The sequence below is a fragment of the Pseudomonas sp. IPO3747 genome, assembly GCF_013385245.1.
Lineage (GTDB): Bacteria > Pseudomonadota > Gammaproteobacteria > Pseudomonadales > Pseudomonadaceae > Aquipseudomonas > Aquipseudomonas edaphica.
On sequence record NZ_JACAQL010000022.1, the window covers coordinates 393157 to 414511 of the forward strand.

General features: G+C 61.0%; 17 protein-coding genes. 3 read left to right on the forward strand and 14 right to left on the reverse strand.

Annotated elements, in window-relative coordinates:
- Nucleotide 1: 1 nt before the first annotated feature.
- Nucleotides 2–808: an AraC family transcriptional regulator gene (locus HX790_RS23270; protein ID WP_017135582.1), complete on the reverse strand. Its 807-nt coding sequence runs from the start codon at nucleotides 806–808 to the stop codon at nucleotides 2–4.
- 256 nt (nucleotides 809–1064) lie between these two features.
- Here HX790_RS23270 and HX790_RS23275 point away from each other — a divergent pair, with 256 nt between their 5' ends.
- The gene (locus HX790_RS23275) at nucleotides 1065–1337 is read left to right on the forward strand and encodes a DUF1652 domain-containing protein (protein ID WP_026013572.1); all 273 of its coding nucleotides are present in this window, start codon (nucleotides 1065–1067) and stop codon (nucleotides 1335–1337) included.
- Nucleotides 1338–1476: 139 nt separating this feature from the next.
- Here the strand turns inward: HX790_RS23275 and HX790_RS23280 are convergent, their stop codons facing one another.
- Nucleotides 1477–3924: a UvrD-helicase domain-containing protein gene (locus HX790_RS23280; RefSeq protein ID WP_176992240.1), complete on the reverse strand. Its 2448-nt coding sequence runs from the start codon at nucleotides 3922–3924 to the stop codon at nucleotides 1477–1479.
- Between the two features lie 220 nt (nucleotides 3925–4144).
- On the opposite strand from HX790_RS23280, the gene HX790_RS23285 reads away from it, so the two are divergent.
- Nucleotides 4145–4840, forward strand: coding sequence for a pirin family protein (locus tag HX790_RS23285; protein ID WP_169985964.1), 696 nt, complete (start codon nucleotides 4145–4147; stop codon nucleotides 4838–4840).
- A gap of 115 nt (nucleotides 4841–4955) precedes the next feature.
- Here the strand turns inward: HX790_RS23285 and pgm are convergent, their stop codons facing one another.
- The 4 genes from pgm to HX790_RS23305 all read right to left on the reverse strand — a co-directional run bounded on the left by pgm (nucleotide 4956) and on the right by HX790_RS23305 (nucleotide 11285).
- Nucleotides 4956–6602 carry a phosphoglucomutase (alpha-D-glucose-1,6-bisphosphate-dependent) gene (gene pgm, locus HX790_RS23290; RefSeq protein ID WP_099549798.1) on the reverse strand — a complete coding sequence of 549 codons (1647 nt, stop codon included), beginning with the start codon at nucleotides 6600–6602 and terminating at the stop codon, nucleotides 4956–4958.
- Nucleotides 6603–6708: 106 nt separating this feature from the next.
- Nucleotides 6709–8115, reverse strand: a complete 1407-nt coding sequence (locus HX790_RS23295; protein ID WP_176992241.1) for a PLP-dependent aminotransferase family protein — start codon at nucleotides 8113–8115, stop codon at nucleotides 6709–6711.
- A complete protein-coding gene (locus HX790_RS23300; protein WP_099549800.1) occupies nucleotides 8112–9542 on the reverse strand; it encodes a hypothetical protein in 1431 nt (476 codons plus the stop codon). Before HX790_RS23300 ends, HX790_RS23295 begins: the two co-directional genes overlap by 4 nt.
- Before the next feature lie 720 nt (nucleotides 9543–10262).
- Nucleotides 10263–11285 carry a zinc-dependent alcohol dehydrogenase family protein gene (locus HX790_RS23305; RefSeq protein WP_017135574.1) on the reverse strand — a complete coding sequence of 341 codons (1023 nt, stop codon included), beginning with the start codon at nucleotides 11283–11285 and terminating at the stop codon, nucleotides 10263–10265.
- 247 nt (nucleotides 11286–11532) lie between these two features.
- Between HX790_RS23305 and HX790_RS23310 the strand changes: the two genes are divergently transcribed.
- The gene (locus HX790_RS23310) at nucleotides 11533–12447 is read left to right on the forward strand and encodes a LysR family transcriptional regulator (protein WP_244972951.1); all 915 of its coding nucleotides are present in this window, start codon (nucleotides 11533–11535) and stop codon (nucleotides 12445–12447) included.
- 55 nt (nucleotides 12448–12502) lie between these two features.
- On the opposite strand, the gene HX790_RS23315 is transcribed toward HX790_RS23310, so the two are convergent.
- From HX790_RS23315 to HX790_RS23350, 8 genes are all read right to left on the reverse strand, one after another.
- Nucleotides 12503–13837 carry an aromatic acid/H+ symport family MFS transporter gene (locus HX790_RS23315; RefSeq protein WP_176992242.1) on the reverse strand — a complete coding sequence of 445 codons (1335 nt, stop codon included), beginning with the start codon at nucleotides 13835–13837 and terminating at the stop codon, nucleotides 12503–12505.
- Between the two features lie 54 nt (nucleotides 13838–13891).
- The gene (locus HX790_RS23320) at nucleotides 13892–14653 is read right to left on the reverse strand and encodes a 1,6-dihydroxycyclohexa-2,4-diene-1-carboxylate dehydrogenase (protein WP_099549812.1); all 762 of its coding nucleotides are present in this window, start codon (nucleotides 14651–14653) and stop codon (nucleotides 13892–13894) included.
- Nucleotides 14654–14663: 10 nt separating this feature from the next.
- Nucleotides 14664–15686 (reverse strand): benzoate 1,2-dioxygenase electron transfer component BenC, encoded by a 1023-nt coding sequence (gene benC, locus HX790_RS23325; protein ID WP_176992243.1) that lies wholly within the window; start codon nucleotides 15684–15686, stop codon nucleotides 14664–14666.
- Between the two features lie 10 nt (nucleotides 15687–15696).
- The gene (benB, locus tag HX790_RS23330) at nucleotides 15697–16185 is read right to left on the reverse strand and encodes a benzoate 1,2-dioxygenase small subunit (protein WP_176992244.1); all 489 of its coding nucleotides are present in this window, start codon (nucleotides 16183–16185) and stop codon (nucleotides 15697–15699) included.
- The gene (locus HX790_RS23335) at nucleotides 16182–17558 is read right to left on the reverse strand and encodes a Rieske 2Fe-2S domain-containing protein (protein ID WP_099549815.1); all 1377 of its coding nucleotides are present in this window, start codon (nucleotides 17556–17558) and stop codon (nucleotides 16182–16184) included. Before HX790_RS23335 ends, benB begins: the two co-directional genes overlap by 4 nt.
- A 107-nt stretch (nucleotides 17559–17665) precedes the next feature.
- Complete coding sequence (locus HX790_RS23340) at nucleotides 17666–18613, reverse strand: AraC family transcriptional regulator (protein WP_176992245.1); 948 nt, start codon at nucleotides 18611–18613, stop codon at nucleotides 17666–17668.
- A 216-nt stretch (nucleotides 18614–18829) separates the two neighbouring features.
- A complete protein-coding gene (locus HX790_RS23345; protein WP_176992312.1) occupies nucleotides 18830–20638 on the reverse strand; it encodes an ABC transporter ATP-binding protein in 1809 nt (602 codons plus the stop codon).
- A 190-nt stretch (nucleotides 20639–20828) separates the two neighbouring features.
- Complete coding sequence (locus HX790_RS23350) at nucleotides 20829–21329, reverse strand: Lrp/AsnC family transcriptional regulator (RefSeq protein WP_017135565.1); 501 nt, start codon at nucleotides 21327–21329, stop codon at nucleotides 20829–20831.
- Between the last annotated feature and the right edge of the window lie 26 nt (nucleotides 21330–21355).

Consider the following 21355-nt stretch of genomic DNA (forward strand, 5'->3'; position numbering starts at 1 on the left):
GTTATGGGCTGTCTTGCGCGCGTGCACGCAGAGAAATTTGTTTGACGTAGGCCTTGGGCGATTGCCCGGTGTGCTGGCGGAACGCGCTGTAGAACGCCGACAGCGAATTAAAACCGGCGGCAAAGGCCAGGTCATCGACCTTTATCGGCGGCACAGCCTTGTCCAGCGCAGCCAGCAGGTGTTGGAGCCGGGCCTGGTTGACGTAACGGTAGAAGCTCTGCCCCAGCACCTGGTTGAGCAGGTAGGAAATCTGGTTGCGGCTGTAGCCACACTCATTGGCCACACGTTGCAGGTCCAGCTCCGGGTCGAGATAGGGTTGCTTGAGTTCGAAGTACTGCTGCAGATCTTTGGCCATATGCCCCAATTGTTGGGGCGACAGGCCCAGGCGGCTGACTGTCGGGCGCAGGGTTTGGGTCGGCTGCTCATGCACCAGGGAGGCGTACTCGTTGACGCGCCAGATCAACCCATCGCGCACGGTAATCGCCTCACTGGTGCGAAATGACACCAGGCCCTGGCCGCCGCGCAGCGTAATGCGGTACTGGATAAACGCGGTATCGCCGTCGGCGCGAATACGGTCGATGTGCTCAATCGCCTCGTCGGCGCCACGCGGCATGCTGGCTTGCAGGTACTCGCGCAACTCGGCCTGACCCACCACGCGGTTTTGGAAAAAGTCGTGGTACTGAATGTCGGGGTGGTAGTAGGACATCACGCCATCCAGGTCGCGATGGCGCCAGCACAGGTGATGGCGCAACACCAGATCGCCGGTGGCTTGGGTTTGTTCGTACTCTTCACTCAAGACGGGCTGCATGGAAGGCTCTGCGGCGGGAATGCCTGGGAGATTGCCGAATTTGCCGGCGGCATTCAATGGTCAATTGGAACTTCTGACTAATGGCCTTTTGCCTGGTTTTGAGTAAGAAATGATCCACGTCATATGATCGCTAAAGAACTGCCGAACGGCCCCTAAAAAGTCACCGCGCGCTTGCGAACGAATGCTATTTTGAAGGTCTTGATGCCACGACCAGTGAAGGTCATGGCCCCCTGCCGCGAGCTAAAGGAAGCGCTCAATAAACAAGGTGGGCAACATGAACAAAGTGACATTTCCCAACGCCTGCCAGCTGATGCGCTGGCATTTTCATCCGATGGGCTTCGAGGGGAGTATGGACGCCCCCGGCAGTATGGTTGCGCGCCTGTTCGACCGGGCCAGCGGCGAGACGTTGATCGCGATTGCCGGCATTCCTTGCGCCACGGTGATGAATGCGGCCGATGTGGAGCGCATCATCGAAGCGGTGGAGGATGAGCTGGAGTGTTTTGTGCCGCCGCTGTCGTTGCGGGCGTGAACCCGATTTAACAGGTAAATCTTAACCAATATGGGAGCGGGCTTGCCCGCGATGGCGGAGTGTCAGTTTGCAAAGTTGCCAACTGATCTACTGCTATCGCGGGCAAGCCCGCCCACACATTGGGTACTGTGTTTAGCTGCTAGCTGCGTCGGTCATCAAAAAACGCCTTGCGCCCATCAACCCGCTCCGAAGCCCTTGGCACGTTCACGCCCTGGCCTTCCGGCTTCTCCACATACCAATAGCAATGGCTCACCGCCCGGGTAATCCCGACATACGCCAGGCGCAGCACTTCGTCTTTCTGCGCGCTGTCGTAGGGCTCGCTGTCGCCGTCCTTGCCCAGGCCCGCCATGCGGTAAACCTGGTTTTTGTAAGGCGAGCTGGTGACGTGCTGGCAATCCCCGAGCAGGAATACCGCGTCTGCTTGCAGGCCCTTGGCACTGTGATAAGTCAGCTGTTTGAGTCGGCGATCCTGTGGATTCAAGCTAGAATCCACATTAACTACAGACTGAATATGCTCTTGTATCAATAACTTATCGCTACTTTTTCGATAAAGCATTAGCACTGTATTACCGCGCTGATAGTGCTCCAGCAACTGCCGCCCCAGTGCGGCGTCGTCCCGTTCCAGTACCACGACGGGTTCCAAAGCCTTGGGCTCGCCACTGGCCTTGGCCTTCTTGCCGGGAATCGCCGGGGCTGCGCGCACCACATGTTCGGCGGCGTCGATGATGTGCTGGTGGCTGCGGTAGTTCTCGCTGAGCATCACGCGGGTGGTGCTGGGTGACGGGAATTCCTGGTTGAACGCCATGAAGTACTTGGGTGAACTGCCGCGCCAGCCGTAGATCGACTGCCAGTCATCACCCACGCACAGCAACGACGAGCGTTGCGCCCCGCGCCCTACGTGCATCGCCGGGCCACGGCTGCGAATCTCGCGCAGGCTGGCGCGGATCCACGAGACGATCTGCGGCGATACGTCCTGGAACTCGTCGATCATCAGGTGCGACATCGGCCGTAGCAGTGGATCGCTGAGCAGCTTGAGGTTCTCCGGGGTGTTCTCACCGAACAGCGAAAACATGCGGTTATAGGTCATGATCGGCGGCGATTGATCGAGCAAATGATCTTCCAGCGCCTTCCAGAAAATGCTCAAGGCTTCAAAGTAGCCCCGGTCCGGGTCGTCCTTGGCGAAGCTCATTTGGCCCACAGCCGTTGGCACATCCAACCCGAGATTCTCGATAAACCCGGCCGCCATCACGAAACTGTCCAACAGCGGCGCCGAGGCCAGCTCGCCCTTGACCTTGTAATCAAATCCAGGCCCGGCGCTGGCATCGCCCGCCAGGCTGCTTAAAAGGCGCTTTGATGATTCGTAGTTATCGATCCATATCAATGGCTTGCGACAGAAAGCTTGAAACAAGGTGCGCTTTACCGCCCACTCAGCGCGCACTGAAAGCTTTGAATTCGGCCGGCTGATCTGAGCGTTTTCCCGCGGATCAAAACCCAGTACTACCCAGGCATCCAGTTCCGCGATGTAGCCGTGGCAGTGGAATAGCGCACCATTGATTTCGAAAGTCTGGCGACTGGGCTCTATGCCCTTGATCGGCCAGGCGCCGGCGCGAAACCACAGGTCCTCGATCACGTCACAAAGTTCTTCATCGCGCTTGGCTGCCAACTCGGTGACGGCGATGCGTTTCTGCACGTCGGGGTGGTCGCGCTCCAGTTCCTTGAGTTGCAGGCCATGACGGGCCAGTGGTGCGATCAGCTCGCGAAAGCGCGCATGGCGGCCATGCAGCCGGTGATAACAAGTGTTCATCTGTTGGCGCTGGGCGTCGCTGATACGCAGGTCGAAGGGGTTGCTGTCGGCATCGTCGAAACCGCTGCTGAGGTTTTCAAACGCTTGCAGCCGCTCGAAGCCCGGCAGGCTGCGCACCATCGGCAGAATGCGCGAATGAAAGGTACGCACCACGGCCTGGGCTTCTTTGAAACCAAGGGGCTGGCCCCACAGGCCGAGAATTTCCATGAGCTTGTTGATGAAGTCTTTGCGCGATTCGCGGGTGAAGGTCACCACGGTCATCGAACTCAGCTCAAAGCCCAGATAGTGGTTAAGCAAGAGGATGCGCAGCACCAGCGAGGTGGACTTACCCGCCCCGGCACCGGCAATCACTGAGGTCGATGGGGTGTCACTGAAGATCATCTTCCATTGCGCGGCACTGGGCTGGGCGTGGGCCGGTAGCAGACGTGCTACGTCAGCCTTCATGCGCTTCTTCACGTCGGCCGTGAGTGGCAAGCGCCAATCGTCGAACAAGCTGTCATCCACCCCCGGTGCGCGGTGCTCGTCGGGGCGAAAGTCGCGGATCAGCAACACCTGCCGACCTTCCTCGAGGCCGTCGGCCTTGCCTTCGCGATAGCCATATTCCACGCCGGCTTCGTGCCCGCTGCGAAAGCCGTCCGCCTGGCCGTGCAGCCAGGAAAACCGATGCTGGGCACGCAAACGCGTCAGGCCATGGCCAAACAAACGGGCGGCGAGCCGTTTCAGCAGGGGCATTTCTGCCAGGGGACGCAGTTCGGGGGGCAGATCGGGCGTTTGTTGCGGCACGCGGACTCCAGCGATGAGGTTGGTTCTGGCGAAGGTGCCATGGTCGCCGGAATCGGCGCGCAGTTCCAGCCAATTGCTTTGTTGTCATGCAGTTAGGCGATGAAGTAAAAGTCAAAACGCCAGCAATCAATCGAATAAACAGATTGGAATCCGGCATTTTTTACGCTTTTTATCGATCATGTACTGCTGGATGATAGCCACCATCCACAGGAGACCCATCATGCTTGAACTTCGACCATTCACTACCCTGGGCGGCGCCCATCATGGCTGGCTCGACGCCCATCATCACTTTTCCTTCGCCGAGTACCACGACCCCAAGCGCATGCACTGGGGCAACCTGCGGGTGTGGAACGACGACATCATTGCGCCCGGCACGGGCTTCCCGCAGCACCCGCATCGCGACATGGAAATCATCACCTATGTGCGTGAAGGTGCCATCAGCCATGCCGACAACCTTGGCAATAAAGGCCGCACCGAAGCGGGCGACGTACAGGTCATGAGTGCCGGCACGGGGATTGCCCACAGCGAATACAACCTGGAAGCCATGCCCGCCAAGATTTTCCAGATCTGGATCATCCCGAATGAAGCCGGGCTGCCGCCATCATGGGGTGCCAAGCCGTTTCCCAAGGGCAATCGCGAGGGTTTTGTGACCCTGGCCAGCGGCAAGGCCGGTGACACTGAAAGCTTGCGCATTCGGGCGGACGCACGTCTGGTGGCGGCTAACTTGAAGGCAGGGGAAAGTGCCGAATATCGGCTGGACAGCGGGCGCCGGGCGTATCTGGTGCCGGCGACGGGGGTGATTGAAGTCAATGGCCTGCGTGCGCAAGCGCGAGACGGTGTGGCGGTTGAAGATGAGCAGGTGTTGCGGGTAACAGCGGTTGAAGACAGTGAAATCGTCCTGGTAGACCTGGCCTGACCTTCAGCCTGAACCCAATCAACTGTGGGAGCTGGCTTGCCTGCGATGCGCACAACTCGGTACATCAGGTACACAGAGTTGATGCAGTCGCAGGCAAGCCAGCTCCCACATTGCGTCAGTTAGAACTGATGGCGCCGTCTACCAGCACCTGCGCCTCTTCCACCAACTGCTTGAGGTGGTCTTCACCCACAAAGCTTTCAGCGTAGATCTTGTAGATGTCCTCGGTGCCCGATGGCCGTGCGGCGAACCAGCCGTTTTTGGTCATCACTTTCAAGCCGCCGATTGCCTGGTTATTACCCGGCGCGTGGCTGAGGATCTGCTCGATGCTCTCCCCGGCCAGTTGCGTGGAGGTGACCTGCGCAGGCGACAGCTTGCCCAGCAACGCTTTCTGCGCCGGGGTCGCCTTGGCGTCGACACGAATCGCGAACGGCTCGCCCAGCGCGTCAGTCAGGCCACGGTAGATCTGGCTGGGGTCCTGGCCTTTGCGCGAGGTCATTTCGGCGGCCAGCAAGGCCGGGATCAGGCCATCTTTATCGGTGCTCCACACCGTGCCGTCCTTGCGCAGGAACGACGCGCCGGCGCTTTCTTCGCCGCCAAAGCCCAGTGAGCCTTCGAACAGGCCATCGGCAAACCACTTGAAGCCCACTGGCACCTCAAACAGGCGACGGCCGATACGCGCTGCAACACGATCAATCAAGCCACTGCTGACCACGGTCTTGCCCACCGCAGCATCGGCGCGCCACTGCGCACGGTTCTGGAACAGGTAATCAATCGACACGGCGAGGTAGTTGTTCGGTGCCAGCAGGCCACCCGATGGCGTAACGATGCCGTGGCGGTCGTGGTCCGGGTCACAGGCGAAGGCGACGTCGAAACGGTCCTTGAGGCCGATCAAGCCTTGCATCGCATAGCTGGAGGACGGGTCCATGCGGATCTGGCCGTCCCAGTCGACGCTCATGAAGCGGAAAGTCGAGTCGACCTCGGTGTTCACCACGTCCAGGTTCAAACGGTAGTGCTCGGCAATCGCCGACCAGTAGCGCACCCCTGCTCCGCCCAACGGATCCACGCCCAGGCGCAGGTCGGCGCTGCGGATGGCGTCCATATCGATCACATTGACCAGGTCGGCCACATAGCTGTTGAGGTAGTCATGGCGATGGGTGGTGTCGGCCTTGAGTGCCTGGGCGTGGGTAATGCGTTTAACCCCGGCCAGTTTGTTGGCCAGCAGCTCGTTGGCCTTGGCTTCGATCCACTTGGTAACGTGGGTATCGGCCGGGCCGCCATTGGGCGGGTTGTACTTGTAACCGCCACTTTGTGGCGGGTTGTGCGACGGCGTAATCACGATGCCGTCTGCCAGGCCGCTGGTACGGCCACGGTTGTAGCAAATGATGGCGTGGGAAATGGCCGGGGTCGGCGTGTATTCATCACCTTCAGCCAGCATCACGTGCACGCCGTTGGCGGCCAGCACTTCCAGGGCACTCGCGCCCGCTGGAGTCGACAGTGCGTGGGTGTCCAGGCCGACGAACAAGGGACCATTGATGCCCTGGGCTTCACGGTACAGGCAAATAGCCTGGCTGATAGCAAGTACGTGCCATTCGTTGAAACTCAGCTCGAACGAGCTGCCACGGTGCCCGGAAGTACCAAAGGCCACGCGCTGGGTGGAGATCGCTGCATCAGGCTGGCCGGTGTAATAGGCCGTGACCAGTCGCGGGATATCCACCAGCAACTGAGCTGGCGCCGGCTTGCCCGCAAAAGGACTGATTGTCATGCATAAACCTCGAGAAAGAAGGATTCGGAAAAAATGACAGTTTACTGAGAGTTGGACTACTGCGCGACGGTATTGATCCTACAAGACACAGAGAAATTTCATGCATCTAGCTGATCTGTGCATCACGCAGCGCCTCGCCCACCAAGGCCAGGGCAATGTCCAGGTTGGGCTGCCCATGGAAGGTGCTGCTCAACCGCAGATGCTGGTGATGCAGGCCACACAGGCTGAACAACTCACCGGGCGCCACGACTACCTGACGGGCCAGCAAGGCGTGGAAAGCCTTGCGCATGTCCACCGCCCGGGAGGCGCCCAACCAAAAGGTGGCCCCGCCCGCCGGCACTCGGTAAGTCACTTGATCACCCAGGTGCCGACCCAAAAGTTCACCCATTTCGCGCGCCTGCTCACGCAGCAGAAGGCGTAAGTGGTGCAAGTGCTGGTCGATCTTGCCGCTGTGGTACAGGCGCGCAATCGCGCGCTGGCGAATTGAGGATAGCCGGAACGAGCGCAGCAGGAACTGGCGCTGCAACTCACCGCTTAAGTGCCGCGACAATGCGTAGCCAAACGGCGCCTCTGGCCCGAGTATTTTCTCGAAAGAGGCAAACACCACCAACCGCTCAGGGTTGACCAGATCGCGCAGGGCAACCGGTGCCGGCTTGAATCCCAGTTCGCCGCAGGTATCGTTTTCCAATAGCCAGCAATCGTACCGATCGAGCAGTTGCGCCACCTCCAGGCGGTCTTGGGGCTGCAGGGCAAAGGCTGACGGCAAGCTGATCGACGACGACAGCACGACCAATTGCACTGATTCGTGACGCAGCATCCCTTCAAGCAATGCCAGTTCCAGGCGGCCATCCTCGCCCCAGGGCAGTTCAAGGACACGTACCCCGGCATCCTGCAGCAGGCGCAGGATCGACCACTCGCAGGGTGACTCGACCACCACCGAGGCACCGCGCAAGCCCAATACCTCGATAAGGATGTCGAGCACACCGCGCAAGTCCGCGCCGATGTACACGTCATCAGCATGCCAGCAGCGGGTGGGTGATGAGGTGTAGCGAGCCGCCAGTGCGGCTCTTAGTTCCCACACCCCGCAGGGCTGTGACCAAGGCTGCAGATGCCCAGGATACTGGCGCACCAACTCGCGCTCCAGGCGCAGCAAGGTGCCGTCCAATGATGCCAGCAAGGCCGGTTCATCGCCGCTGAGCACTGTCATGCCCGGGCGCCGGGACGCCACATAGAGACGCTCGAGCAGATCCCCGCTGGGACACGCCACGGGTCCACCGGCGAGCGGCCAGGCGTAGTACCCCGACTTGGCCACCGAATACACCCTGCCCTCCTTTTCCAGCAACGAATACGCATATTGAATGGTGGAGATCGACACGTTGAGTCGCTGGGATAACTGGCGCAATGACGGCAGCTTTACGCGCGTATCCGTGCTCACCTCGTTAATCAGGCTGATCATGTAGCGGTAGACCGCCTGATAAGCAAAGTCAGCCTGCCGTGCGCCCCGCAGCGTCATCGCCCAGACAGCTGAAAGGCCATGCCATCACGGGCTTGAGACCTTTGCACAGGCGCGCTGCGGGCACCGCCGAGGGCCAGGTTCATCGGCCGCTTGCGGTACAGATGCTGGAGCAAAGGCAACGGCAACCCACTGGCATCGGCGACCCATTGCTGCAGCATCTCGGCTGCCGGTTTACCCTGCAAAACCTTGTGCAACTCGGGCAACGCCACCAGCATGCCAGGGTGGCACTGACGCAAATAGCCTTCCAGCCGTTCGCCATGATGAATGAAAGGCGAAAACAGCAGGCAGACCAACTGGTTCTCGTCCAGACCGAAAAATTGTTGGGCAAGGCTGCTCGACAACGCACGCTCCCCGCGATTGGCGACCTGGTTCACCAGCTCTTCGGGCACCTGCCGACGCCGCAGGTAATTGCGCGCCTGCCCGAGGAACTCCTCCACGCCCTCCTCGTAATGCAACTCGCGCAGGCATTCGGCCTGCAGGCCGCGCAGGTGCGCCATCAACGGTGGGTTGGCAAAGCTTGGGTGGCTAAAGTGAAAGCCCAACGGATCTGGCGTGTAAGCCATGAAGTCGATGAGCAACGGCGCAGTCGCGCGGTCGATGCCTTCGAGCAAGTCGGCAATGCCGATATAGGCCAGGTGGCGATACCCACCTGGGCTGACGTCAGCTTTGGGCACATAGTGCTCGCCGTACAGGTCACGGTAGAAGTCGCCGCTCCACTCATCCATGCGCGTGAACAACCCGCCAAGCGACGTCGGTATACCCTTGGCAGCCTTGACGCTTTTGGCCTGGGCGGCTTTTTTCAGCCAGGCCAGCAGCTGGCTCTGTTTGCGCGCGGAATCGCCGCTGACCAGCGCGTGCACGCCACCGTTCCAGGCGGTGACACGCTGATAAAAGTCCCCCAGTGCCAGGTAGGCATCGTTACACAGCGTGGCGCGAACATCGCCGGAGGTCAGGTGCCCCACCATCAACATGTTGCGCTGGTGAGCTTCACAGCCACGGCTGGAGGCCGGACGCTGATGGTTGAAGGGCAACACCTGTTCGTTTTCGACCATCAACAACTCGACCCGCTCGTCATCATGGAAAAACAGCCGGCTATAACCGCGATGAATCGCGTCGAGGGTTTCTTGCGTCATACCCGCGTGGCGTAACGTTGCCACCCGTAACTGGAAGGTCCTGGGCGCACGTGCGGCAATACTCAACTGTGCGGCACGCAGTAGCGCCAAGGTGTAGCTGCTGACTTCGCCACCGCCATGGGCCACCAGCACTTTGTAATCGCCTACTTGTTCCATGCCGCCGGCGGCCACGACAATACGCTGAATCAATAATTGAAGTGCGGTGCGCTCCGCGCGTGTGAAATACCCAACCAAGCGTTGTTGAACTTGCTGGTAAACATAATTCATGGCCTGCTCGTGAATAGCGCTCATAGTTCTACTACCTGAGTTGAAATATCAGTTCAAAACAACTACCGAGCGTAGTTGTCCGATCTATTGCATGTGTAAGAACGTTGCCTGCGGCGCAGTGTGTGCGACAGATAAACACTAGCACCCGGTAACAAATCGATAAGGACCGCGTAGGGGGCTCCTTGCACGGCAGCGCTGGCGTCGAACAGCCGTACCGCAAGCATCCCAGCGATTTTCAGCAGCGCTCCTAGGAATATTCAGACAAGCTCCTACAGCTCTTTAACCTCGAATTTAAAGATCCATCTGACAAATAAAACTTGTCAATTTTCAATCTCCGGTCATGCATCGATCGGAACCAGTCCTTGGCGTGCCGATCACCTCGCGTCCTGATAGCAATGGCGTCACGCGTAGTTGCAGGAAGTACCTGCTGATGAATCAGACAATCATTCATTACTCAGTCCTTGAGTTGAAAGTGAAGTACCAATTATCAGGGCTGAAATAATGATTAACAGATACAGAAGCTGGCCGAAAACCAGTTCAGATAGTTGCCGGGCCAAATACGCAGGGCGCAGACACAACAACGCCGCGCTGAATTTCAGGGCGGCGGCGGGAAAAAGGGCATCGTTTGCGGGACCGGACGGCCGTTGCGCGTTTCAGACAACGCGCGGATTCAACCCTTTCAAATGGCGCATTTGCCCCATGCGCCGAGGGTTTGTAAAACTCATTTACGAATCTTCCTACACCTCAAACAGCCTCAACCTGCAACGCAACGCGCTCGCGGCACGGGCATTCGTCCATGTAACGGTGTGCTTCTACAAACTGGTTGAACGCAAACACGGTGGTTTTCAGCGGCACCAGCACGCGATCGGCCGTCAGTTGGTTGATGTCACGCAAGGCGCGTTGCAAGGCAACGTGGTCCTGAATGATGCCCAACTCCGGCTTACCGGTGAAGTTACCGATACAGTGCACAAAGAACTGGATGTTCTTCTGGAACGCTGCACAGGCCGGGAATGGCGTCTGATTGCCGCCTTGCAAACCGTAGAGCACCAGGCTGCCACGGGGCGCCAGCACATCACCGAGCAATGACATCTGCGGGCCGCCCAAGCCATCGAACACCACATCCACGCCGCGGTTATCTGTGAACTTGTTGATTTGCATCAGCAGGTCCTGCTCTTCGGTGACAATGACCTTCTCGGCCCCCAGCGACAGCAGGTATTCACGCTCGGCGCTGTCCTTGGTGGCGGCGATCACCCGAACACCCAGCGCCTTGCCCAGTTGTACGAACGAAGGGCCGGCACAGTGGCTGGCGTCAGTCACCAGGGCAAACTGGCCGGGTTTGACCCGCGCCAGGTCCATATAGGCAAAGTAGGCGATCAACAGCGGCGTGTAATGCACGCTGGCTTCAATCGGGCTCAGCACATCCGGATAACGGGTCAGCGCCGAACGCGGCAGCACGATTTGCTCGCCATACACGGGGTAATCATTGGGGCTCTCGGCCGGAAAACTGGCCACCTTATCGCCTACCGCCAAGTCATCCACGCCCTCACCGAGGGCCACCACCACACCGGCCATCTCATGGCCAAGGCCGGACGGCAAGCGTGCATGGGAGGACGCCAGGTTCTGGCGCCACAGAATGTCATACCAGCTGATGCCAATCGCTTCGACACGCACCTGCACTTCGCCCGGTGCGGGCTGCGCGGCTGCATGCTCTTCGCATTTGAGCACCTCGGCCGGACCAAACTTGTGAAAACGGATCGTGCGGGACATCGCAAACCTCGTCAAAGTAACCTCTAATGCCATGAACTCTATCTGGGCTTTCCAGGTAAGGCCACCGGTCGCCATTAATAGTCGACATGTCTGTCATTGATTCCGCAACTGAGGCATTTGCCTCAAGTATCGTAGGAAAACTCAATTATCCGGTGCAGAGTACCAGCCTTTCCCCGTAAGATTCATGCCGGTCATTGTTTACATGTGGCCGCTCACGTCAAGTTAGCTGACTCTTCCAGGACACAAGATGAACCGTAACGACCTGCGTCGTGTCGACCTTAACCTCTTGATCGTATTCGAAACCTTGATGCATGAGCGCAGTGTGACCCGCGCTGCCGAGAAATTGTTCCTTGGCCAGCCGGCCATCAGCGCGGCGTTGTCGCGTCTGCGTGGGCTGTTCGATGACCCGCTGTTTGTACGTACCGGGCGCAGCATGGAGCCGACGGCACGTGCCGTGGAAATCTTCGCCCTGCTCTCCCCGGCCCTGGACTCGATCTCCACCGCGGTGAGCCGCGCCGCCGAGTTCGACCCGGCCACCAGCACCGCCGTGTTCCGTATCGGCCTGTCCGACGACGTTGAATTCGCCTTGCTGCCGCAACTGCTCAAACGCCTGCGTGCCGAGGCGCCTGGCATCGTGCTGGTGGTGCGCCGCGTCAACTACATCCTGATGCCGGGCCTGCTGGCCTCCGGCGAAATTTCCATCGGCGTGAGCTACACCGCCGACCTGCCGGCCAACGCCAAACGCAAAGTGCTGCGCCGCAGCCTGCCAAAACTGCTGCGCGCCGACAGCGTGCCCGGCTCCCTGAGCCTGGACGACTTCTGCGCCCGCCCTCACGCCCTCGTGTCCTTCGCAGGCGACCTGAGCGGGTTTATTGATGAAGAGCTGGAGAAGCTCGATCGCAAACGCCACGTGGTATTGGCCGTGCCGCAATTCAACGGGCTGGGCACACTGCTGGCCGGCACCGACATCCTCGCCACCGTGCCGGATTACGCCGCCGAAGCACTGACCTCGGCGGGCGGTTTGCGCGCCGAAGACCCACCGTTGCCGGTACGCACGTTTGAGCTGCACATGGCGTGGCGTGGGTCGCAGGATAATGATCCGGGGGAGCGGTGGTTGAGGTCGCGGATTCAGATGTTTTTTGGCGACCCTGACAGTCTCTAGGCGTCTTCTGGAGGGCTCGAATGCAACTGCCAGAGCAACGCCGACGGTTTGGCAGTCACAGCGCCGGGGCAACGGGCATGGCAATACGGGTGCGCCGCTCATTCAGGGCAAACACCGTCATCGCCAGCGCTGCAATCGCGCCGGGGATCGCAAAGACCATGAAATTCAGTTGCAGAGGCAGTTCGATCGCCATCAGCGCGCCGCCCAACAGCGGGCCGACTATCGCGCCATTGCGACCGATGCCGGACGCCCAGCCCAGGCCTGTGGCGCGAATCGACAAGCCGTAAAGCTGCGCAGCCCCCGCGTACAGCAGGATCTGCGTACCAATGGTGGTGGCACCCGCGACGAAGATCAGCAGGTATAGGACCGGCATCGGGCTGTTGATGCCCAGCAGGCTGATCGAGACCATGGCGGCGGCGAAGAAGCAGATCACGACTTTCACCAGGTTCAGGCGGTCGCCCAAACGGCCGCCGAGCAGCGCCCCGGCCATGCCGCCCAGGTTCAGCGCGATCAGGAACGACAGGCTCGACCCCAGGCTGTAACCGGCGCCGGCCATCAGCTTGGGCAGCCATGAACTCAATGCATAGACCATCAGCAGGCAGCAGAAAAACGCGACCCAGATCATTGCCGTACGTACCGCCAGGCCATGGCGGAACAGCTCTACCACCGAGGCGCTTTTACCTTTGCTGTCGACGATCACCAGTGCATCGTCGACCTCGATCCTGGTGCCTGGCGACAACCGATTAAGCAGCGCGCGAGCCTTGTCTTGTTGGCCCTGGCGGATCAGGAAGCCGATGGATTCTGGCAGCCAGTACACAATCAGTGGCAACAGCAGCAGCGGAATCACCGCCACAAAAAACATCGACTGCCAACCATAGGCCGGCAGCATGAAAATCCCCACGCTGGCGGCGAGCATGCCGCCCAGGGAATAGCCGCTGAACATGAAGGCCATCAAGGTACTGCGCAATTTCTTCGGCGCGTATTCGTTGATCAGCGCCGCCGCGTTGGGCATCAACCCGCCGCAGCCGAGCCCGGCGATAAAACGGCAGATACCGAACTCGGTTGGGCTGCTGGCAAAGCCATTGATCACGGTGGCCAGACTGAACAGGGTGAAACAGAACACGATGCCTTTCTTGCGCCCGAAACGGTCCGCCAGGGTGCCGAAAATCAACGCGCCGAACATCATGCCGAACAGCGCATAGCTGCCCAGGGCGCCAGCCTGCAACGGCGTCAGCCCCCACTCGCGCATGATTGACGGCAGGACCACGCCGTAGATAAACAAGTCATAGCCGTCAAAGATCAATAGCAAGGCACACAGGCTCACGATCAACCAGTGGAAGCGGTTGAACGGGGCATTATCGATAATCGAATGGACATCATGGCTACGCATGGCAGTGCTCTCTTTATTGTTGTTGTGAGTCAGTGTCAGCTGATGGAAAAAGCCTTAGCCGAGGTCGCCGCCGCCCACCGGCAAGGTCACGCCGGTGATGTAGGAGGCCTCGTCGCAGGCCAGGAACAGAATCGCGCCAGCTTGTTCGTCGATGCTGCCGTAGCGTTTCATCGGGCTGCTGTCGAGGGTCTGGTCGACGATCTGCTGGTACCACACACGCTCTTGCTCGCTCTGCGGCTGGCTGTTGCGCGGGATCCGCCGTGGCGGTGCCTCGGTGCCGCCGGGCGCGGTGGCGTTGACCCGGATCCCGCTGCCGGCAGTCTCCAGGGCCAGGCAGGCCGTCAAGGCATTCACGCCGCCCTTGGCCGCGCCATACGGCACGCGATTGACCCCACGCGTCGCCACGGAAGACACGTTGACGATGGCGCCCGCGCCCTGCTCCAGCATGTAGGGCAGCACGCAATGGCAGCACCACAACGTAGGGAACAGCGAGCGGCGCACTTCGGCCTCGATTTCAGCCTCGGCGTAATGCTCGAAAGGCTTGGCCCAGATAGTCCCGCCGACGTTGTTGACCAGCACGTCGATGCGCCCGAAACGCGCCGTGGCGGCGGCCATCACCCGCGCGCACTCGCTGTAGTGTTCCAGGTCGGCGGTCAGCAGCAGCGCTCGCTCATGCTGCAATTCATGCACCAGCTCGGAGCGATCCACTGCGACCAGCCAGGCGCCCTCCTCCAGCAAGCGCTCGGCGACACGCCGGCCGATCCCTTGGGCAGCGCCGGTGACCAGCGCGACCTTGTTGTTAAACCGTTGAGTCATGCGGCAGTCCTCAGGCGGCATCGCACGTGGCGACGGCGTTAGCGGTGAATTTCTCGTAATGGAAGCTGGCCGGGGTCACGCCCTGCTGCTTGAAGTGCTCGCGCACCGCATCGACCATCGGCGGCGGGCCGCACAGGTACACGTCGACATCGCCGCCATTGAGGGCTTCGTCGGCCATGTGCTGCGTCACATAGCCCTGGCGCGGGTGAGTGGTGTGCGGATCAGCCACGCAGGTCACCAGGTTGAAGTCGGGCAAACGCGCGGTAAAAGCCTGCAACGCCTCGACCATCACCAGGTCCTGATCGCGCGTTACGCCGTAGATCAACCGGACCGGGCGGGTTTCCTGGCGCTGCGCGAGCACTTCAAGCATCGACAGGAACGGCGCCAGGCCGGTACCACCGGCCAGTAACAGCAGCGGCCGCGCCACCTCACGCAGGTAGAAACTCCCCAGCGGGCCGGTAATCGCCACGCGGTCGCCGGGCTGGGCGTGCTCCAGCCAGCTGCTCATCAACCCGCCGGGCACGTGCTTGATCAGGAAGCTGGCGTGCGTGTCGCCCGGGCGACTGCTGAAGGAGTAAGCGCGTGTCTGCCCACTGTCGGGCACGCTGATATTCACGTACTGGCCGGGCAGGAATACTGGCGCCTGGTCCAGCTCGAAACTCACCTGCAGCGCGGCATCGGCATGTCGGGTGATGCCGGCCAGCGTCGCGGCAAACTGCGTGGTGCCGGTCTTGCAGGCGCTGGACGGCACCGGCACGGCGATCACGCAGTCGGACTGCGGCACCATCTGGCAGGTCAGAACCAGGCGCGCCTGCGCTTCGTCGGCGCTCAGCGCGTCGTCGATATAGTCGTCGCCCAAGTCGTAGGCGCCGGTTTCACAGCGGCATTTGCAGGTGCCGCACACACCGTCCGAGCAGTCCATGGGCAGGTTGATGCGTTGGCGGAAGGCGGCATCGAGCACCTTTTCCCCCATCTTGCAGTCGATGAAGCGGGTCACCCCATCTTCGAAGTTCAGGGCAATGGCATACGTCATGGCGGTGTCCTCAGATGTGGTAGATGTCGATGACCTGGTGGATGTAGTCGTTTTTAAGCACCACCTTCTTGCGCGTGATCAGCGGCTGCTCGGCACCGATGTCGAGGCGATAGAAGGAGGTACCGAAATAACTGTCGGTGGTTTTGTAGCGGTGGCTGAGGGTGTGCCAGTTGAAACGCAGGTCCACCTGCGAGCCGTCGTCGGCCAGAACTTCGAGGTTGCACAGCATATGCACGGTGCGTGGCTCGGGCGTGCTGGCGCTGGAGCGCTCGGTCTTGATGCGGAAGATGCGGTCTTCCAGACCGTCACGGCTGGGGTAGTAGATCAGCGAGATTTCGCGCTGCGGGTCTTCGGTGAGGGTGTCGTGATCGTCCCAGGCGGGCATCCAGAACTCGGCCTTGGGCGAATAGCAGGCCAGCCAGTCATCCCATTGGCGGTCGTCGAGCAGGCGCGCTTCACGGTAGAGAAAATCCAGCAGGTGCTCACGGGCAAGGCTCATGGCTGCACCTCGCGGTCGCTGGCAATCAGCCCTTGCTGCTCGCGCTCTATCGCACGCTGCAGGCTTTGGGCCCAGTGCGCATGCTGGCGCACAAACAAGCCCTCGTCCTCGGTCTTGACCCCGCTGAGCTGCGGTTGCATACCCATGGCCAAGGCATTCTCATCGGCCCCTTCCACCCACTGTTTGGCGCCACGGCTGAGGTCATTCCACAGGGTGCTCGCGCCCTGGTAACCGGTCTGGCAGGCGCGGAACTCCTCGAGGTCATCCGGGGTGCCCATGCCGCTGACGTTGAAGAAGTCTTCGTACTGGCGAATCCGCGTGGCGCGCTCCTGGGCGCTTTCGCCGATGGGCGCCATGCAATAGATGGTCACTTCGGTTTTATCCACGGCGAGGGGGCGCACCACGCGGATCTGGGTCGAGAACTGGTCCATCAGGTACACATTGGGGTAGAGGCAGAGGTTGCGGGTCTGGTCGACGATAAAGTCGGCGCGCGCCTGGCCCAGGCGTTCGGCCAAGGCCTCGCGGTGAGCGTGCACCGGGCGCACTTCGGGGTTGAGCAGGCGCGTCCACAGCAGGATATGCCCGTGGTCGAAGGCGTAGACGCCGCCCAGGCTTTTCGACCAGCCATTGGCGTCGACGGTGCGCGTGCCTTCGGCCTCGTAGTTGCGCCGGCCCATGGTCGCCGAGTAGTTCCAGTGCACGGAGCTGACGTGGTAACCGTCGGCGCCGTTTTCGATTTGCAGCTTCCAGTTGCCGTCATAGACATAGGATGAGCTGCCGCGCAGCACCTCCAGGCCCAAAGGCGCCTGGTCGACCATCTGGTCGATGATCACCCGGGTTTCGCCCAGGTAATCGCGCAGTTCCGGCACCGCATCGCTGAGGCTGCCGAACAGGAAACCGCGGTAGCTTTCAAAGCGCGCCAGGCGCTTGAGGTCATGGGAGCCGTCGCAGTCGAAGCTGTCCGGGTAGGCGCCGGTCTTGGCGTCCTTGACCTTGAGCAGCTTGCCGGCGTTGCTGAACGTCCAGCCATGGAAGGGGCAAGTGAATGAGCCCTTGTTGCCTTGTTTGCGCCGGCACAGCATGGCGCCGCGATGCGCGCAGGCGTTGACCAGGCCATGCAGCGCGGCGTGTTTGTCACGGGTGATGACCACCGGCTGGCGGCCGATCCAGGTGGTGAAGTAATCGTTGATCTCGGGCACCTGGCTTTCATGGGCCAGGTAGATCCAGCCGCCTTCGAAGATGTGTTTCATCTCCAGGGCAAACAGGTCGGGGTCGGTAAAGATGTCGCGGCGGCAGCGGAACACTCCGGTGGCGGGGTCTTCCTGTACGGACTCGCGCAATTGGCCGGCGAGTCGGTCGAGTGTACTGATCATGGGGCGGGCCCTCCGTTGTTCTTGTATCAGGCGCCCTCACCGTACGTGTTCGCCCTGCGCGTCAATATCCGCTGCCTGCACATCGTTATCCGCCATGCGCACGTCGCTTAACGATGGCGTTTGAAGGTCTGCGACGGCAGTTCGCCGAAGCATTTGCGATAGGCCTCGGCAAACCGCCCCAGGTGCATGAAGCCATGGTCCAAAGCCACCTCGGTCACGCTGCGCGTGCTGCGCAGTTGCAAGCGTGCGTGCACGCGTTCGAGCTTGCAGCGGCGTACATAGTCGCGCGGCGACAGCCCCACCTGGCGCGCAAACAGGCTGTACAGCGAACGTTCGCTGACGTTGGCCACCGCCATCAACTGCTCGACGCTGATGTCATCGCCCAGGTGCTGCTGGATAAATTCGCGCACCGCTTCAAACCCACCGCCGTGGGCCGACTGGGGGATCACCCGCAACACATTGCTGCCCAGCAATGCCAGCAGCTTGTTGGCCACGATGCGTTCGTACAGGCCCTGCATGTGGGGCTCGGCAGCGTTTTCCGCCTCATGGCAGATCAGCCCGAGCAACGGCAGGAAGCCGCTCATTTCACTGAGCGCGTGGCGGGCCGTCGCGAAGCGGATACCCACCTGCGGCAGGCTCCAGTGCTGCTCCAGGCAGGCGTTTTCCAGCAGGCGCACCGGCAGTTTGATGATGAATTTCTCGCAGTCGGCGGAATAGGTCAGGTCTACCGGGTCGTCCGGGTTGATCAGCAGGATTTCCCCCGGCCCGAACACGTCATCCTCACCACGGGAGCTGGAGCGGCAATGCCCGCTCAACAGGATCTGCAGGTGATAGATGGTCTCCAGCGCCACCGATGTGACCCGTACCGGAGCGCCGTAGCTGATGCGGCACAGGTCCAGGCTGGCAAAGGTGCGATGGCTGATACTCGCCCGTGGCCGGCCCTTGGGAGGCAGGCGAATGCAGTGGCTGCCCACATGCTGGTTGACGTAGTCCGACACCGCGTAGGCATCGGCACCCCGGAAAATCTGGCTGCGCTCACTCAATAGCACGGTCATGGTTGCGACTCTTTTATAGTTATTGGGCTCAGGCTGACGCGTGGGTACGGGGGCGTCCAATATGGAAAAAGTCTGAAGGGATACCCTGGAGGTATTGTCGGGCGTTCTGCGCCAGGGTTTCAGCGGTGCGCCGGGGCGCGCAGGGCTTGGGGTGAGCATGGCGTGCTAAAACTTTGAAACAATACGCTTGGCCGGATTGGACGGCCGCTCGGATACCTAGCGATACCCCCGCGCCTGAACATCGAACAACTCGGCATAGCGCCCACCCGCCGCCATCAATTGGTGATGGCTACCCTCCTCGAGGATTCGCCCGCCGTCCAGCACGATGATGTGGTCGGCATTGCGCACGCTGGAGAAGCGATGGGAAATCAACAACGTCATGCGGCCCTTGGCGTGTTCGCGAAAGTGCTCGAACACCGCCGCCTCGGCGCCGGCGTCCAGCGCGGCCGTCGGCTCGTCAAGAATCAGCAGGTCCGCCTCCTGGCGCATATACGCGCGTGACAAGGCGACTTTCTGCCATTGCCCACCCGACAACTCCTGGCCGCCAAGCCAGCGCCCTAACGGTGTGCCGTAGGCCTTGCTCAGACGCTCGATGAATTCAGCGGCCACCCCTTGTGTGGCGGCCGTGCGCCAGCGCGCCTCGTCGTTCAGCGCATCGACGTCACCCACGCCAAGGTTCTCGCCGACGGTCATCTGGTAGCGGATGTAATCCTGAAAAATCACCCCGATGCGCTGGCGCAGTGTCTGTTCATCCCAGTCTTGCAAGTCGCTGCCATCCAGCAGAATGCGCCCCGCGTGCGGGGTATACAGGCGCGTGAGCAGTTTGATCAGGCTGGTTTTGCCCGAGCCGTTCTCGCCCACCAGGGCCAGGCTTTGCCCCGGCGCCAAGTGCAGGTTGATGTCAGTCAATGCCGGCCGCTCAGCGCCGGGGTAACTGAACCCCACGTGCTCGCAGCGCAGACCGTCGCCGGGACGCGCGCCCTGGGTAAGCCGGCCACGGGGCACGACCACGGGGGTCAGCAGGTACTCATAAAGGTCCGACAGAAACAGGCTGTCTTCATACAGGCCGGCAATCGCGCTGAGGCTGGCGGTGATCGCGCTTTGCCCCTGCTTGAACAGCACGATGTACATGGTCATCTGTCCCAGGCTGGTCTGGCCGCGCACGGTGTCCAGCACCACCCAGGCGTAAGCCACATAAAACGCCGCGGTGCCCAGCAGGCCCAGGGCAAAGCCCCAGGCATCCCGGCGCACCGTCAACTGGCGGTCTTCGGTGTACAAGCGCCGGGCGTTGTCGCGGTAGCGCTTGAGGAACAGCGGCGCCAGGCCGAACAGTTTGACCTCTTTGGCGTGGGTTTCGTGGGACAGCAGCGATTCCAGGTAATTCTGCTGACGGGTCTCGGGCGCGCGCCGGTGGAACAGGCGAAACGCATTGCCCGAGAAATGCGTCTCGGCGAAGAACACCGGTAAGGCGCCGACCACCAGAATCACCAGCGCCCACGGCGAAAAGTGCACCAACAGCACGGCAAAGCTGATCAGCGAGATCAGGTTCTGCACCAGCCCCAGGCCCTTGGTGACCAGGCTCAGCGGCCGTGTCGACGCGCCCTGGCGCACGCGCACCAGCTTGTCGTGGAACTCGGCGTCTTCAAATTGCAGGAGTGAGAGGGTCTGGGCTTTCTCCAGAATCATCAGGTTGACCTTCACCCCCAACTGCACCCGCAGCAACGATTGCTGCATGGACAACGCACGCTGGGCGGCGGCCAGCAGCGCCAACACGCCCGCCTCGGCCAGCACGTACTGCATCACCGGCCACACGGGCGCCTGGCTGCCGGCTGCGTGAATCTGCATCGCGTGCACCACGCCATCGACGATACGCTGGCCGATCCAGGCAGCCAGCGCGGGCAACAGACCGGCAACGATGGTGGCCAGCAGCAGGCCTATGAATAAGGGACGCGACGTGCCCCACACCAGCTTCAGTGCCCGGCGCGCCTGGATGGAAAACGCGCTCAATCGATTGAACAGCACCATGAATGGCATGGACTCCGTGTGGGGGGGCTGGGGTGAGACGGGTGGATTATGGCAGGCGATGGCGTTGCGCACATCCAACAGCGAGGCAACGGGGGCAAGTGGTGGAGCAAGGGGCACCGCGGCAGATTCTCGGCGCGCCGCAGCATGACCACCCCGCAATCACCCATGCGCGGCCCAGAACCTCCGACATTCAATCCTTGCTCAATTTGGGTATGGCCATACGGCTGCCCGCTTTGATTTCACGCAACGCCAAACTCGACTGAATAGACGCAATACCGACCTGGCGCCGCAGCACTTGCTCGATAAAGTCGCTGTAGCTATCAAGGTCCTCCGCCAACACTTGGAGCACGTAGTCGGCATCTCCGGTGATCTTGTGGCAGGCCAGTACCTCTGGCAGTTGCACAATCACTGCCTCAAAGGCGTCCGGAGCGTGATCGGCATGCGTGGAAAAGCGGATGTGCACGAATGCCATGATATCCAGCCCCAGCATTCTTCGATCAAGCGTTGCCTGATAGCCCTTTATCACCCCCGCCTCCTCCATTCTCTTGCGCCGTCGCCAGCAAGGCGTAAGGCTCAATGAAAGCCGCTCACTGAGTTCGGCATTGGAAATGCTCGCGTCCTCCTGCAATAACTCAAGAATGGCCAGATCGGTCTCATCGAGGCTGATGCGCCTGGATATATTTTTCTTCATTACGCCATTCCTGAGTTAAATCGCCC

Bases quoted from the DNA above. Each gene is read 5' to 3' on its own strand.
- HX790_RS23285 (WP_169985964.1), top strand. From the start codon at position 4,145: ATGCTTGAACTTCGACCATTCACTACCCTGGGCGGCGCCCATCATGGC.
- HX790_RS23310 (WP_244972951.1), top strand. From the start codon at position 11,533: ATGAACCGTAACGACCTGCGTCGTGTCGACCTTAACCTCTTGATCGTA.
- pgm (WP_099549798.1), bottom strand. From the start codon at position 6,602: ATGACAATCAGTCCTTTTGCGGGCAAGCCGGCGCCAGCTCAGTTGCTG.
- HX790_RS23320 (WP_099549812.1), bottom strand. From the start codon at position 14,653: ATGACTCAACGGTTTAACAACAAGGTCGCGCTGGTCACCGGCGCTGCC.
- HX790_RS23300 (WP_099549800.1), bottom strand. From the start codon at position 9,542: ATGAGCGCTATTCACGAGCAGGCCATGAATTATGTTTACCAGCAAGTT.
- HX790_RS23335 (WP_099549815.1), bottom strand. From the start codon at position 17,558: ATGATCAGTACACTCGACCGACTCGCCGGCCAATTGCGCGAGTCCGTA.
- HX790_RS23315 (WP_176992242.1), bottom strand. From the start codon at position 13,837: ATGCGTAGCCATGATGTCCATTCGATTATCGATAATGCCCCGTTCAAC.
- HX790_RS23345 (WP_176992312.1), bottom strand. From the start codon at position 20,638: ATGGTGCTGTTCAATCGATTGAGCGCGTTTTCCATCCAGGCGCGCCGG.
- HX790_RS23295 (WP_176992241.1), bottom strand. From the start codon at position 8,115: ATGACGCTGCGGGGCGCACGGCAGGCTGACTTTGCTTATCAGGCGGTC.
- benC (WP_176992243.1), bottom strand. From the start codon at position 15,686: ATGACGTATGCCATTGCCCTGAACTTCGAAGATGGGGTGACCCGCTTC.
- HX790_RS23350 (WP_017135565.1), bottom strand. From the start codon at position 21,329: ATGAAGAAAAATATATCCAGGCGCATCAGCCTCGATGAGACCGATCTG.
- HX790_RS23305 (WP_017135574.1), bottom strand. From the start codon at position 11,285: ATGTCCCGCACGATCCGTTTTCACAAGTTTGGTCCGGCCGAGGTGCTC.
- benB (WP_176992244.1), bottom strand. From the start codon at position 16,185: ATGAGCCTTGCCCGTGAGCACCTGCTGGATTTTCTCTACCGTGAAGCG.
- HX790_RS23270 (WP_017135582.1), bottom strand. From the start codon at position 808: ATGCAGCCCGTCTTGAGTGAAGAGTACGAACAAACCCAAGCCACCGGC.
- HX790_RS23340 (WP_176992245.1), bottom strand. From the start codon at position 18,613: ATGACCGTGCTATTGAGTGAGCGCAGCCAGATTTTCCGGGGTGCCGAT.